At 28.8% G+C, this 14406-nt stretch carries 15 protein-coding genes; 10 read left to right on the forward strand and 5 right to left on the reverse strand.

Features of this window, described 5'->3' with window-relative positions; translation table 11 throughout:
- Positions 1–259 precede the first annotated feature (259 nt).
- The gene (locus BN38_RS01060; protein ID WP_044565065.1) at positions 260–1162 is read right to left on the reverse strand and encodes an IS110 family RNA-guided transposase; all 903 of its coding nucleotides are present in this window, start codon (positions 1160–1162) and stop codon (positions 260–262) included.
- 274 nt (positions 1163–1436) lie between these two features.
- Here BN38_RS01060 and BN38_RS01065 point away from each other — a divergent pair, with 274 nt between their 5' ends.
- The 6 genes from BN38_RS01065 to BN38_RS10700 are packed head-to-tail and all read left to right on the forward strand — an operon-like array spanning position 1437 to position 6623.
- Positions 1437–1949 carry a flavodoxin family protein gene (locus BN38_RS01065; protein WP_044565066.1) on the forward strand — a complete coding sequence of 171 codons (513 nt, stop codon included), beginning with the start codon at positions 1437–1439 and terminating at the stop codon, positions 1947–1949.
- Positions 1949–3199, forward strand: coding sequence for a coproporphyrinogen-III oxidase family protein (locus BN38_RS01070; protein ID WP_044565067.1), 1251 nt, complete (start codon positions 1949–1951; stop codon positions 3197–3199). The genes BN38_RS01065 and BN38_RS01070 overlap by 1 nt, the downstream gene beginning before the upstream one ends.
- Complete coding sequence (locus BN38_RS01075; RefSeq protein ID WP_049944409.1) at positions 3189–4268, forward strand: ABC transporter substrate-binding protein; 1080 nt, start codon at positions 3189–3191, stop codon at positions 4266–4268. The genes BN38_RS01070 and BN38_RS01075 overlap by 11 nt, the downstream gene beginning before the upstream one ends.
- A complete protein-coding gene (locus BN38_RS01080) occupies positions 4261–5256 on the forward strand; it encodes a FecCD family ABC transporter permease (RefSeq protein WP_044565068.1) in 996 nt (331 codons plus the stop codon). Before BN38_RS01075 ends, BN38_RS01080 begins: the two co-directional genes overlap by 8 nt.
- The gene (locus BN38_RS01085) at positions 5253–6035 is read left to right on the forward strand and encodes an ABC transporter ATP-binding protein (protein WP_044565070.1); all 783 of its coding nucleotides are present in this window, start codon (positions 5253–5255) and stop codon (positions 6033–6035) included. The genes BN38_RS01080 and BN38_RS01085 overlap by 4 nt, the downstream gene beginning before the upstream one ends.
- 27 nt (positions 6036–6062) lie before the next feature.
- Positions 6063–6623 (forward strand): hypothetical protein, encoded by a 561-nt coding sequence (locus tag BN38_RS10700; RefSeq protein ID WP_049944410.1) that lies wholly within the window; start codon positions 6063–6065, stop codon positions 6621–6623.
- 208 nt (positions 6624–6831) lie between these two features.
- Here the strand turns inward: BN38_RS10700 and BN38_RS01095 are convergent, their stop codons facing one another.
- Complete coding sequence (locus tag BN38_RS01095) at positions 6832–8046, reverse strand: IS256 family transposase (RefSeq protein ID WP_044565071.1); 1215 nt, start codon at positions 8044–8046, stop codon at positions 6832–6834.
- 126 nt (positions 8047–8172) lie between these two features.
- Between BN38_RS01095 and BN38_RS01100 the strand changes: the two genes are divergently transcribed.
- From BN38_RS01100 to BN38_RS01115, 4 genes are all read left to right on the forward strand, one after another.
- Entirely contained in the window at positions 8173–8541 is a 369-nt protein-coding gene (locus tag BN38_RS01100) for an ATP-binding cassette domain-containing protein (RefSeq protein WP_268257883.1), read from the forward strand.
- 505 nt (positions 8542–9046) lie between these two features.
- Positions 9047–10396 carry an MATE family efflux transporter gene (locus BN38_RS01105; RefSeq protein ID WP_044565074.1) on the forward strand — a complete coding sequence of 450 codons (1350 nt, stop codon included), beginning with the start codon at positions 9047–9049 and terminating at the stop codon, positions 10394–10396.
- A 208-nt stretch (positions 10397–10604) separates the two neighbouring features.
- Complete coding sequence (locus BN38_RS01110; protein WP_044565075.1) at positions 10605–11126, forward strand: cysteine hydrolase family protein; 522 nt, start codon at positions 10605–10607, stop codon at positions 11124–11126.
- Positions 11127–11391: 265 nt separating this feature from the next.
- A complete protein-coding gene (locus BN38_RS01115) occupies positions 11392–12288 on the forward strand; it encodes a hypothetical protein (protein ID WP_044565076.1) in 897 nt (298 codons plus the stop codon).
- A 253-nt stretch (positions 12289–12541) separates the two neighbouring features.
- Here BN38_RS01115 and BN38_RS01120 read toward each other — a convergent pair whose 3' ends face one another.
- From BN38_RS01120 to BN38_RS10705, 3 genes are read right to left on the reverse strand one after another with little or no spacing between them, the layout of a single operon-like run.
- Positions 12542–13132 (reverse strand): hypothetical protein, encoded by a 591-nt coding sequence (locus BN38_RS01120; protein WP_044565077.1) that lies wholly within the window; start codon positions 13130–13132, stop codon positions 12542–12544.
- A gap of 1 nt (position 13133) precedes the next feature.
- Positions 13134–13802: an ATP-binding cassette domain-containing protein gene (locus BN38_RS01125; protein WP_044565078.1), complete on the reverse strand. Its 669-nt coding sequence runs from the start codon at positions 13800–13802 to the stop codon at positions 13134–13136.
- Positions 13803–14405 (reverse strand): hypothetical protein, encoded by a 603-nt coding sequence (locus BN38_RS10705; RefSeq protein WP_049944411.1) that lies wholly within the window; start codon positions 14403–14405, stop codon positions 13803–13805.
- Position 14406 lies beyond the last annotated feature (1 nt).

Below are 14406 nucleotides of genomic sequence, written 5' to 3' on the forward strand. Positions count from 1 at the left end.
TAATGGATAAATTCGTTTGCATTTACTTGTTAAGGAAATGCTAGATGATTATTTGATCTTTAATTCAGGATATTATTAATTTTATACTCGCGAGGAATACTTTAAAAAGTTTCTTTACCATCTTCGTGTAGAGATTATTTATTTAGACCAGCTATCAAATGTCAAGAGAAAATAAAAAACAATTCATCTTGAAATTTAATGCACGTCAAACAAGCCTAGAATATAGGCTTAAAAAAATAAAATAACAATTGAATAAGAACTAAATATTCGGTATGTAAGCTTTGTTATCCCTCAAAACAGCAAAAATTATGTTAGTAAGTTTTCTAGCAACATCACCAATACCGGTGATAGAAGTAATAACAGGGCATAAAGAATTAATCATAGAAGAAATCTCATCTTCAAGCTCTATAATCTGATCTTCAAGAAAAGAAATTTGAGCAATAATCTGTTTAATTTGAAAAGAAAAAGACTTCAAAGCAAATTTAACACCAAAAGAATTAGAAGCCTTCTCTTGGATTTCTTTAGCCTTATCAATACCAAAGCGTCCCTTACTACACTTAGACAAAAGCATAGCAAGCTCATCAGCAGGAATAGAAATCATATCCTCAGGCAAAGGATACTTACTCAAAAGTTCTTTAGAAGCAACACCATAAATATTAGAAAAGAGTGAAGAATACTCAGGGAAAACCTGATCTAAAATAGCGACAAGCTTTCTCTTCCAATCAGAAGCTTCATCAACAAGAGCAAACCTAAACCTAGAAAGATTTCTTAAAGCAAAAGTATCCTCATCAGAAAAATGAGAAACAGAAAACTCACCAAACCTAAGAATTTGAGCAATAACAAAAGAATCAACAGAATCATTCTTAGTCTGTCTAATATACATCTTTCTAAAAGCATCAGATTGAATAGGATTAATAACAACACAAGAAAAGTCTAAATCAATAAGGAAAGAATAAAGAGAAAGCCAATAATGGCCAGTAGCTTCCATACCAATAATACAATTGTTAGAATCAACCGAAAAAGAGGAAATAAATTTCTGAAACTTCTCTAAACCCTTAATAGAATTAGAAAAAGAAAAAGACTCAGAAACAAGTTTCCCATTAGAATCAATAATTGAAGCTTCGTGGTTGCTCTTTGCAATATCAACACCAATATAAAACATAAAATCACCTAGCTTTAATATAAATTTAGATAGAGAAAGAACCCTCAAGAACTTTACGACAATCAAACCTCGTTAGATATACAGCAACGAAATGTGCTATCCAGCTCATACTGATATAGACGTAAAGAAGAGGCGTAACCCTTATTTAGGAAGACTAGCTTCAAGGAGAAAAGCTACGACCTCTATCTATACAATTATTATCCCATAAGAAAGTGGGATTGAGAACAAAATGTAGTATTTATTACTACAACTATAATATACGAGGAGGTTTTTTATGAATGAAGTTTTAATTATATATTCTTCTAAAACTGGAAATACTAAAAAAGTTGCAGAAGCTATTAAAGAGGTAAATCCATATGCTACAATTTTACCTACTAATCTAGTAAATGAAAAAATAATTAATGAATCATCACATATTATAATGGGATACTGGATAGATAAGGGTATGCCTGATAAGAATGCTATGGATATTATTGAGAAAATACATAATAAAAAAGTTGGTATATTTTTTACGCTTGGTGCGTATTCGGACAGTGATCATGCAAAAAAAGCTGAAGAAAAAAGCATTATATTATTTAACAAAAATAATAATGAGGTTTTAAAAACTTTTAAATGCCAAGGGAAGATAGATCCAGAGTTAACGTTAATGTTTGAGAATCTTCCTGCAGATCATCCACATGCTATGAATGAAGAGCGCAGGAAACGACATCTAGATGCAAAATCACACCCAGACGAAAATGATCTAAAGATGGCACGAGAAGTTTTTAAAGATTTTGGTGATAGATAATGGAGGACGTATTTAAGATATATAATACTAGAAGTAAAAGTCATCATGGGCGCCATGATATATCTTACTTTTCAGAAAATTGTAAAAAATTAAGAGAAGTTTTAGATCAACCTTGTAGCACAAATTTAAATACTATATATGTTCATATTCCATTCTGTTCTAAGATTTGTTCATTTTGCAATATGTCTAGAGGTTTAGGAAGACCAGACGAAAAATTTGTAGATTTATTAGTAAAAAATATTGAATTATACAAGGATTCTGAACTAGTAAACTCTCAAGAAATAAATTCAATTTATTTTGGCGGTGGAACTCCAACTACTTTAAATGAATCTCAGTTTAACAGGATTTTTGAAGCAATTTATAAAAATTTTAAAATTAGTGATGGTGCTGAAATCTCTATAGAAACTTCTCTTTCTAATTTATCTAAAGAGAAGTTAGATTTTCTAATAAAAATGGGAGTAAATCGTATTAGTGTAGGTATTCAGACTTTTAATGATAAAGGTCGCAAATACTTTAAACGCATAGAAAATGGGGATTTTGCAATAGAAAAACTTAAAGAATTTAAGTCAACTGGATTAAAAAATATTAATACAGATTTGATTTACTGTTATCCTGATAGTACTATAGAAAATTCACTTGAGGACATTAGTATTTTAAATGAATTAAATATTGGAGGATTTTCCCTATATTCCTTAATTACACCAATGATGGGAAAGCCTTGTAAGGAACAATTTTCATTAGAAGAAGAATATAGGTATTTCTATGAGTTAAGCTCTTTTGCAAAATCTCTAGGATATGAATTTTTCGAACTTACTAAGATGGTAAAAGATAATAGAGATAAATATCAATATATTATAAATAGTTACGAAAATAAGACTATGTTTCCAATTGGTCCAGGAGCAGGAGGGAATTTGAATAATACAAAGCTTATGAATCCAATAGACTTGGAGAGTTATTCTGATTTTCTAGATGACTTTTATAATGTTGAGTTGAATTGTTATTCTAAGAGCCTTTCTAAAATTGAAAAAGACGCAGGTAGAATTCAGTTAGGTAAATTATCTAAGAAATATCTAAATAAATATCCAGCTATAGATGATTTTATTGATCGTCTTGTTTCTTATAAACTTATTGTTGATAATGGAAAAGATTATATACTAACCACTGATGGGATTTTTTTTGGTAACAATATTTATCATGAATTTTTTGATTTGTTAATTGATTATTATAAAGGAGAAAAAATTGAGATATAAAAAATCAATGATTTTAATTCTAGCTTTATCATTTTTATTTACTGCTTGTGGCAAAAAAGATGAAACACAAAATAAAGCTGATTCAACTAGCGACAAATCAAGTACTACAGAATCTTCTAATGAAGAAAAAAAACAATCGAAAGACAATCTATATAAACTTACAGTTTGTGAAGATAAAGATAATTTTGTAATAAATGACTATCAAGGTTTTGAAACAAAAATACCTAAATATTTTAAATCGTCAGCAGTTTTGTCAGGAACACCTCTTAGTATTTGGTACAATTTAGGTGGTCGACCAGTTATAACTGCTAAGATTTCGGATAATGTAAAATTAGAACCACAATATGAGGAAGAAATAAAAAAGATTCCAGATGCTGGGCCCGTTTATTCATTAAATATGGAAGCTGTCGTAGAAAAAAAACCAGATTTAGTTATAGCCCAGGCAGAAATGCAAGGTGATTTAGCTGAAAAATTGAGGGATATGGGATTTTCTGTTATAACTACTAAAATAAAAACTTTTGATGATGTAATTAATACTTATGAAGCTTTTGGAACCTTATTAAACAATAAGCAGAAGGCTGATCAAGAAATAGAAAGGCTTAAGAGGCGCAGAGAAGAACTTATAGCTAAGGCTCCTGATAAGGCTAAATCTGTAGTAATCCTATATGTTACTTCAAATAGTATAGGAGTAAAATTGAATAAATCAATTGCCGGAGATATAGCTACTAGCCTGGGAATAAAAAATATATTAGAAAATTCTAAAGCCGATAATATAGGATCAGAAAATGCTTATTTAGATGTTGAGTACATTCACGAAAATCAACCAGATATGATTTTGGTAACTAGTATGGTCTCTGATAATGACGAAGCTAAAAAAATTGCAGAAAATGAGTTTAAAACTAATCCAGTTTGGAAAGGTGTAAAAGCAATAGAAGAAGGAAATGTGGTTTATCTTCCACAACAATATTTTTTATATAATGCAGGCCCATACTATGATAAGGCAATCGAATATTTAGCTCGTGCAGTATATCCTGAAATTTATGGAAAGTTGGAAGACTTTGATGAATAATAATGTAAAAATTAGAGATGGAACAGGCTTTAAAGTTACTTTTATTATAGTATTGGCAATTCTTTGCATTTTTGCATTTTTTCTAGGAAACGCTGTAGGCACAATCAAAGTACCATTTTCTAAAATAATTCAGTCTTTTCATAATAATATTCCTGAAAGACAGATTATATTTAATATTAGACTTCCAAGAATGATTCTATGTTTTTTAGTAGGAGCAAATTTATCTTTATCTGGAGCAATTTTACAGGCTATAATGAATAATCCACTTGCTGATCCTAGTATAATCGGTATTTCTAGTGGTGCTGGATTTTTTGGTATAGGAATGTTAATTTTATTTCCAGCTTTACAGCCATATGTACCCTTAGGAGCTTTTATTGGTGCGATGCTTGCAGCTATAATAATATACTCCCTAGCGTGGAATGGGGGAATAGATCCCAAGCGTATAATTCTAGCTGGCGTTGCGGTGTCTTCACTTTTTGGAGCTGGAATATCTGCTCTTATGATATTTTTTTCAGATAGGGTTCAGGGGACACTTTCATTTATGAATGGATCATTTAGCAAAGTTTCCTGGCCAGAATTAAAAATGATTTTGCCATACTCTATATTTGGCATAATTGTTTCTATTATACTTTCTGAAAAATTAAACATACTTACTTTAGGGGATGAAGTAGCTCGTGGGATAGGGCTTAAAGTTGAAAGATATAGGTTAATTTTTACAGCTTTAGCGGCTTTATTAGCTGCCAGTTCAGTTAGCGTTGTTGGATTATTGGGATTTGTAGGTTTAATAGTGCCCCACACTGTAAGAATGATAATTGGCAATGATTATAGATATATGATACCAACTTCTATATTTTTAGGGGGTGCATTAGTATCTTTTTCGGATATATTTGCCAGAACTGTAATGAGTCCGTTTGAAATACCAGTGGGTATTATCATGGCTGCTCTAGGCGCTCCATTTTTTATCTTTTTATTGAGGAAAACATTATGAAAATTCTTGAAGCTAAAAGTTTATATAAGGCATATAGTGAAAAAGATGTATTAGTTAATATTAATATAGAATTTGAGAAAGGTAAGATATATTCTCTAGTCGGAGCAAATGGTTCTGGTAAGACAACTTTACTAAAACTATTACATGGTGATTTGAAAGCTTCTAAAGGACAGATAATGCTTAATGGGGAAAATATTAACAATTTAAATGAGAGAGAGATCTCAACTCAAATAGCTATATTAAATCAGACAAACAATCAGAATATAGATTTTAAAGTTTCAAAACTAATTTCTTACGGAAGAAATCCCTATAAAAAGTTATTTGAAGGTATTACTAAAGAAGATGAAAAAATAATAGAATGGGCTCTAAATAAAACAGGATTAACTAAGTATAAAGACAGAAAACTAAATGAACTATCTGGTGGAGAAAAACAAAGGGTGTGGATAGCTATGGCTTTAACACAAAGACCACAAATTTTGATGTTAGACGAACCAACTACTTATTTGGATATAGCACATCAAATAAAAATCCTAGAACTAATCAAAAGATTAAATAAAGAAGAAAACATTACAATAGTAATGGTCTTGCATGATTTAAATCAGGCACTAAAATATTCTGACGAAGTAGTTGTGTTGAAGAACAAAAAAATTTTAAATCAAGGGCATCCAGATGAAATAATAAATTCAAAAATATTAGACGATGCCTTTGGAGTCAATTCAATAGCAATTAATGATAGTAGACTTAGTCAAGCTGTATTCTATCCAATTGGATTTAAATAAAGAAAGAAATAAAGAAAAGAGGAAAAAATGAAAAAAATATATTTAACTTTAGCATTTCTTGTAGCAATAACTCTAACTAGCTGTGGACAAAGCGAAGATCAAAATAAAGAATCAGAAGCTTCAATTGAAACTAATCAGTCTGAAGCTCAAACAAAAAATGAAAAAGATGACGACTTATTTGAGCAAGAAGATGGAAAATTAGTTAGCTTAGACAAAGAAGCAGACAAATTAGATGCCCCAGCCTTAAAGACTATCTTAGATAAAGATTCAAAAACAGTAGAAATATATCCGGCTGATGAGAATGGTGAAGTTGGATCTGATTATTATAAGTTTGACATAGAAAATAATACTTATGAAAAATACAAATATGTTTCGGCAATGGGAGAAGGATTTTACTATACAGGAGATTTAGACACTTGCGAATTAGAAAAAATCGAGAATAAGGACCACGATGACGTTACAGAATCAGTAAAAGAAGCGGGAAGATATGATAAGGCGGCAGAAAAAACAAAAAGTGAGATAAAAGATCTAAAATCATATTTTGAAGCTAGATATAACATGACTATGCAAGGAGCATTGGATAAATAATTTGAATATAGTGTGTATATATAAGCAATACTAAACACTCATTAAATCTACACACATGGCCAATCCCTATGAGTGATACTTTTTACTACATCATTAAGAGTTTTAAATACTTCATTTCTAAAACCCTGATAGAGGGTATTGTCAAATTTTTTGTGTAAACCCAAACTTATAAGTTTTTTAGATTTTATTACTCATTCCACAGATACAATCAAATCTTAGATTTGGTTGTATCTGTGGAATCGCTCACTTTCTCTATCATCTTTTCCAATTCATATTTTACTAATCCAAAGCCTAGGTGTGTTCTTTCTGAAAACTTGTTACTATATTCTGATACTATTCTATAGACTCCTTTGTCTAGGCTTTCTTCATTTGGAAATTGTACTTTTTGTTTTAATTTTCTTTTTGTATCTTTGTTGAAATTTTCACATATGTTGTTGGTGTATAAGCTTCTCCTTATTTCCTTGGGAAAGAGCATGAATGTGAATAGGTTATCTTTTCCTTCTAGCAGTTTTTTTAGTTTTGGATACCTACCTGACCATTTTGTTAAGAATTCTTCTAATCTTTTTTCTGCTGTTTCTATGTCCTCTGCGCTATAGATTTGTTTTGCATCTTTTGATACTTCTAGTTTATCTTTTGCTCTTACTTTATTTTCTATGTTTCTCATTAGGTGTGTCCAGCAGGTTTGGTGTTTTGATTTTGGAAATATATCTGTTACCGCCTCTTTTAAACCTACTAGTCCATCACTTACAAAGAGTAATACATTTTCTAATCCTCTGCTCTTTAATTCTACTAACATTTCTTTGTAGTTATTTGCTGATTCTTCAGGAAATAATGAATAGTCTAATACTTCTTTGTTTCCGTTTGGATCTATACCGATTATTACATGTAGGGCTTCTTTTGCTACTGAATCCCTTCTTACTGGTAAGTATGTAGCGTCACAATACAAAACTACAAAGTCTTTTTTGATTTTGCGATTGTGGTAGGATTCTATTTCATTTTTCATTACTTTTGATATATTTGATATGGTAGTTGGAGAATAATTATTTCCATACATTTTTTCTAATAGGTCTGCTATTTCTCTTGTAGTTATACCTTTCTTGTATAGAGTGATGACCATATTCTCAAGATTATCTGTGTTTCTAGCATATGCTTTTACAGTTTCTTGTTTAAATTCACCCGCTCTATCTCTTGGTATTTGAAGCTCAAGTTCTCCAAATCTAGTCTTTAAGTTTCTGTGATAATATCCGTTTCTTGAATTACCAGAGCCATAGCCTTTATATTCCCATTTTTCATAGTTTAAAAATACTGTTAGTTCTGATTTTAATAGATCATTAATAGCTATTTCTAACTGGTGCCTAAAAAATTCATTAATATCTAATCCTTGGGCTAGTATTTGTATTAATTCTGTGTTAAAATTATTCATAAGAGAACTCCTTGTTGGTTTATGTTTTTCTTTTTTTAACAAAACTTTACAAGTTTGAGTTCTTTTTTTCTATTTTACACATAATATTTTATACTATGTCAATCTACTTATTTATTAAATGGTACGATTAAAGAAAATATTTTATTAGGAGAAGATATTCAAGGAGAGAAACTGTTGGATATTATTAATAAGTCTCAGCTCACAGAATTTATTAAAAGGCAACCGAAAGGATTAGATACAATGTTAACTTCAAATGGCCATAATATTTCTGGAGGTGAAAAACAAAGAATTGCATTAGCTCGTTCTTTAGTTAAAAATGTTGATTTTATCCTGATTGATGAGTCTACATCTCAACTTGATAAAGTAAACAGAAGAGCAATAGAAGAAATAATACTCAATTTTAAAGATGTAGGCGTAATATATGTTAGTCATAATACAGATGAAATAATGATAAACAAATTTGATAAAATATTAGATAGCAAAGAGTTTAAATAGCAATTAGGTCAAATGATATTACTTTTATGACTAGCTATATCAATTATAAATGCTTAAAAAATATAATGAAAGTTACTAATTATTCAAGTTCATATTATTGTGTAAATTCATATAGTATAATATTTTATACTTTGAAATGTTTATCTAAAGCGAATATAATAAGTTGTAAGAGGTATATTTATGAAGATTTTATTAATAAATCATCCTAAGAACAAGCTTAACTCTGTACAAACAAAACAGATAAAACTGATGAAACATTGTACAGAGTATAGCAAATAGATTGCATTTAAGATTTCATTGGGAAATACAAAAATTAGGTCATTTATATGGCTTTATTTTGGTGTGCATTTCTCGATATATAATTAAAATGTAAAAGGCTACTGGCAATGTTTTGTCTGTAGCCTTTTGTTATATTTTAAAGCAAAGGGCAGATATTGGATTGTATTTATGCCTTTTTTTTGCATAAACTGCGGAAGTTATATATTGAGAAATGGAGAATAATAAAATGAATGAAAATAGAATAAAAATATTGAAAGAAGAAAATATTGATAAAGCACTCTTTAAGCTTGGGATTCCTATGGTTATCAGCTTATTGGTAGCTGCGTTATACAATGTTGTAGATACTTATTTTGTTTCTGGACTTGGGAAAGAAGCTGTAGCTGCCGTTTCAGTTGCATTTCCAATTCAACTTATCTTTTTAGGAATAGGATTAACATTTGGAGCAGGAGCAGGCTCTTATATTTCACGATTATTAGGAGCGAAAAATAACAAAGAAGCAAATATTGTAGCTACAGTTTCTTTATTTTCTAGCGCTATTATGGCGATAATACTAGCAATTGTGTTATTTTACTCTTTAGATAGTGTGATGAAGTTTATGGGAGCGACTCCAGTTATTATGGAACTTGCTAAAACATATACTAGTCTGTTTATAATAGGTGGAGTTTTAGGAGCTGTGAATGTTACTCTAGGGAATTTAGCAGTTTCACAGGGAGCAGCTAAAATCTCCTTGAAAGCAATGATTGTAGGATCTTTATCAAATATAATTTTAGATCCAATATTCATCTTTAAATTAAATTTGGGAGTGAAAGGTGCTGCAATTGCAACACTAATAGCTAGAGTTATAACTAGTTTAATGTATTTTATTTACTTTATTGGAGATAAAAATTTAATTAAAATTAAAATACAGAACTTCAAACCTACAGTTGCAATTTATAAAGAAATACTAAAAATAGGAATATCTCTATTAATACTTCAGATTTTGCAAACCATAGCAATAAGTAAAATATCTTATGCTGCTTCTTTTTATGGAGAGGAAGCAATAGCAGCAATGGGAATAGTTCTTAGAATAGTAACTCTTGGTACAAATGTAGTAGTAGGATATATGAAAGGATTACAACCTATAGCAGGTTTTAATTACGGAGCTAAAAATTATGAAAGAGTACAAGAAGCTATAAAATCGAGCATAAAATGGACGACTCTATTTTGTATAGTTTGGACAGTTATTATATATTTATTTGCACCAAGTATATTATCAATATTTGGGAAAGATAAGGATGTACTGAGGATAGCAATTTCAGCTTTAAAAGCTGGGGTAATAATGTTTATAACATTTGGATTTCAATTTACCTACGCAACATTATATTTAGCAATAGGTAAAGCATTGGCTGGAGCTTTTTTAAATTCCCTAAGACAAGGCATTGTATTTATACCAGTTATTTTACTATTACCCAAAATGATGGGATTAGATGGTGTGATATATGCTCAAGCAATATCGGATGCATTGACAACAATAATTACGATTCCTTTTGCTATTAGTGTTCATAAGCAATTAAATTTAAAGAATGTAGTTATATAGAATGATCCTGATTGATTTTAAATGCTATAATATTTTTATTAATACTATTGGGTTTCATATTATTGTGTAAATTCATATAGTATAATATTTTATACTATGCAAGATCTTAAGGGTCTTACATTACTTATTGATTAAAATATTTTTCAACTTATAATAATTATATAATATGTTTTTAGATAATATCCGTGTAATGAAAGAGGGGGAGGGTATGGATGTATTATTAGTGATAGATTTGCAAAATGATTTTATAGATGGGACTCTTGGCAATGCTGGTAATGATGAAATAGTAAAGCCTATAGAAAAATTAGTAGAAGAATTTGAAGGAGAAGTAATTTTTACTAGAGATACTCATGATGATAATTATTTGCAAAGCCTTGAAGGAAGACACCTACCGCTAACACATTGCATAAAAAATACAAATGGGTGGGAAATTAGGATTGATACAAAGGATAAAAAAATCATTAATAAACCTTCATTTGGATCCTATGAACTGGTAGAGTATCTAAAAAAATTAAATGAAAAAGAAAAAGTTGAAAATATTTATATGGTAGGAATCTGCACAGATATTTGTGTTTTATCCAATGCTATCATGATAAAAAATGCACTTTTAAATACAGAAGTTACAGTAATAGAAGATCTATGCAAGGCAACAAGCGAAAGAAACCATAAGATAGCCCTTGATGCTATGAAATCTTGTCAGGTTAATATAGTGGATTCTAAAAATTACTAAGTTAAATAAAAAAATAATTAAGAACTATGAGCCTATCAAAAATAGCTTTAGAGTGTTATTTTGATTTATTTAAAAGAAAAATTGGGTCATTTGATTTATCCTGGTTTTGTTTGTTATTAAAACATTGCACCAGTTTAAGATCAAATGATCTTTTTATGATTTACTGATATTATCCAAAAATTTTATAAGTTTTTATATTATATATTGCTTAAATTATTTTTCACATTATAATGATTGAAGAATATATAGTTTAGGAGTTTATGATATGAATACAATTAGTAAATATGTTTCTAAAAACAAAGCATTATCCATTGCTCAAATTTTGATTATTTTAGCTATTATTTTAGAAAATATAGCCTTGGCCCTGCCATTTTATGTAAGAGAAGGAATACTTACATCTATAAAAGCTATAGCTAATTCCTACACAGTTCAAGGAAATTGGTCGGTGATTATACTTTTATCTTCTTTTGCCATTGTCTATTCTCTATTATCTGGTAATGATATATTTCTTTTAATTTTTTCGGCAATTAATCTAACCTTTACAAAAAAATGTTTTAAAGCGTACACAGGTACTAGGTGGATGCTATTTTCTCATCTTGAGCATCTAGGTATTGGAGCAAAATATCTACAAAAGTCTAATATTATTTTACTTATAGGAATAATTTTATATGCAATATTAAAGTATGTATTTAAACTTGATTTTAATAGTGATAACCTAATTAGCAAAGGTGATTTGAAAATAAAAGTAAAAAATATTATAGATGACTGTAAAAATTCTTCTAAGAGTAAAAAAGCTCTTTATATATTTTCTTTTGTTCTTATAATTTCCGTTTTTATGGTATTTAAAGAAAATAAACTAATGGGTACCAATGTTAAAGTTCCTGCTTTCGGGGTTAGTGCGCTAGGCGCATATTTAACACTTATTTTTGGAATATACATATTAAATTCCTTGCTAAATAATAAATACGACAAGGTTAAAATAGGTGTTATTATAGAAATTATAATAAAGATTTTATTTTTCAGAAAAGGTCAAGTTTTGGAACACGACATGTCTACTAGCGTATGGACAACTATTTCTCTAAGCTTAGGATATTGTCTATATACTATTGCTATTATTGGATGTGCGATGGTCTTAGTAAGGTACCTATCAAAAAAATTCTAATAATTAATACGAAACTATAGATAATAGCTAGGGATTGGTTATGTGTATAGATTTAATGAGTGTTTAGTATTATGCCTTAATACATTGATATTTAGCCATTTAAAGACAAAAAAAAGTAGATAAGATTGTTACTTTCTTATCTACTTTGTCGATGGTCTAAATCATCAAAACTATATATTAGGATCTAATGTAACAGTAATTATTGTATTAGGTGAATTTACACAATATAATGGACTTGTTTTTATTTTACAATTTATTTTGTTAATTCTATCCAACTATCTAGGGAATATTTAGGTTTTTCCCAACTTGCAACAACTTCGTTATTCTTGCTATCAACATCGGAAACACCTAATTTTTCTCCCTTGCCAAGAACATATATTTTATAATTAACATTGCTATCTGCTTTAAATGTTCCTATTATATTATCCCCATCAACTTTTACTTTCCAATTTTTTAGACTTGGTACACTGATATCATTTATTTCTTCATCTTTTCCTTCAAAATTTAATTTTAATCGGTCTTTTTCTATACTTTTTATTGATAGATTTTCATCATCTTTAATGGATATTACATTTGATTTTAATATTTCGCCATCTTTTCTTATTGCAATTACGCAAATTCTATCTAAATTTCCAGTTATAGAATTAGGAAAATGATATATTGCTTCATTTGTTTTATTTAAAATAGTTTTATCTACTTGTAAAATACCTACAGATTCAAATTCTTCAGATGTTTCATTTTTTAATGTAAGTGAAGTCTCTTCATTATTATTTTTTATACAATATATAATAATTCCAACAACTGCTAGTACAATAATCCATATAAATAAAGCTTTTTTCTTCATATTAGTTGCTCTCCCTTAATTTCCCCTTATCAATAATATAAGATTGATGTGCAATTTTCTCAAAATCTTTGTCATGACTTACAACAACTATAGTTTTACCTTTATTATTAATTTCAATTAATGTATTGATTACTATTTTTTTATTTTCATTATCTAATGAGCCTGTCGGCTCATCTGCTAACATAATATCAAATGGTTTTACCATATTTCTAGCAAGAGCAACTCTTTGTTGTTCTCCCCCAGATAATTCATATACTTTCGAGTTCAATTTATCTAATATCCCCATTCTACTTAATGAATTTTCTATAAGTTTTTTTTTATCTCTCTCCTTATTATATTTAACTGCAAGCATCATATTCTCTTCAACAGTCATTTTTTCAACTAATGCAAAATTTTGAAACAAGTAAGCTATTTTTAACCTTCTTAACAATTCACTTGTTTTTTGGTTCTTAATTGGATCTTCTTTGGAAAAACAAATTAGTTTTCCTGTATCATAATTATCAAGGGTTCCCATTATATTTAGTAATGTAGTTTTACCCCCTCCACTTTTCCCGAATATACAAATAAAATCCCCTTCATATATATCTAAATTAATATTTTCTAGAATTATGTGGCTACCATATTTTTTTGATACATTTTTTAATGAAATCTGAAGTTTTCTTTTTTCCATTTAACACCCTTCCTTCAATCTGGTTCCAATACTTTTATCTATATTTTTTAATTTATTAATCTCTACTAAAAAACACATAATTATACAAATGAAGGATATTAATAAACTAATGAATAACTCACTTTTCCCCCATCCATCTCGAGGTGTAAAAAATCCATATTGACTAAAATTTGTTGTTAGAAGTACTATTAATATTAATAAAATAATACTTCCTACGTAACTTGTTAAGTTTTGTAATATTTTCTTTTTATGAATTATAATAAATTCATATCCTAGTAGTCTAGAAACATCAATACGCTGTCCATGATTATATAAATATGACTCTTTGTCAATTTCTAATAAAACGCCAAGTATTAACAATGCTAAAAACAAACCAATCATATAGATAAAGGATTCAATTCTAAATAACTCAATTTTAGAAACGGCTTCATCATATACACTAGTAATATACAAAACATATGGCTGAGATTCCGTTTTTTCTATAATACTTTGTAAGTTATCATATCTATTGTATTCATTTGAAATATAAGGATGAAATTTACCATTTACAAGTGATGGTAATTTTATAGATCCTGTAGGTTCTAATTCTTTTCCATTTACCATA

The organism is Anaerococcus provencensis (assembly GCF_000312365.2).
Taxonomy (GTDB): domain Bacteria; phylum Bacillota; class Clostridia; order Tissierellales; family Peptoniphilaceae; genus Anaerococcus; species Anaerococcus provencensis.

Coding starts and splice junctions, on each gene's coding strand:
- BN38_RS10705 (WP_049944411.1), bottom strand. CDS start 14,405: ATGGTAAATGGAAAAGAATTAGAACCTACAGGATCTATAAAATTACCA.
- BN38_RS01095 (WP_044565071.1), bottom strand. CDS start 8,046: ATGAATAATTTTAACACAGAATTAATACAAATACTAGCCCAAGGATTA.
- BN38_RS01060 (WP_044565065.1), bottom strand. CDS start 1,162: ATGTTTTATATTGGTGTTGATATTGCAAAGAGCAACCACGAAGCTTCA.
- BN38_RS01065 (WP_044565066.1), top strand. CDS start 1,437: ATGAATGAAGTTTTAATTATATATTCTTCTAAAACTGGAAATACTAAA.
- BN38_RS01070 (WP_044565067.1), top strand. CDS start 1,949: ATGGAGGACGTATTTAAGATATATAATACTAGAAGTAAAAGTCATCAT.
- BN38_RS01110 (WP_044565075.1), top strand. CDS start 10,605: ATGGATGTATTATTAGTGATAGATTTGCAAAATGATTTTATAGATGGG.
- BN38_RS01120 (WP_044565077.1), bottom strand. CDS start 13,132: ATGAAGAAAAAAGCTTTATTTATATGGATTATTGTACTAGCAGTTGTT.
- BN38_RS01080 (WP_044565068.1), top strand. CDS start 4,261: ATGAATAATAATGTAAAAATTAGAGATGGAACAGGCTTTAAAGTTACT.
- BN38_RS01125 (WP_044565078.1), bottom strand. CDS start 13,802: ATGGAAAAAAGAAAACTTCAGATTTCATTAAAAAATGTATCAAAAAAA.
- BN38_RS01115 (WP_044565076.1), top strand. CDS start 11,392: ATGAATACAATTAGTAAATATGTTTCTAAAAACAAAGCATTATCCATT.
- BN38_RS01105 (WP_044565074.1), top strand. CDS start 9,047: ATGAATGAAAATAGAATAAAAATATTGAAAGAAGAAAATATTGATAAA.
- BN38_RS01085 (WP_044565070.1), top strand. CDS start 5,253: ATGAAAATTCTTGAAGCTAAAAGTTTATATAAGGCATATAGTGAAAAA.
- BN38_RS10700 (WP_049944410.1), top strand. CDS start 6,063: ATGAAAAAAATATATTTAACTTTAGCATTTCTTGTAGCAATAACTCTA.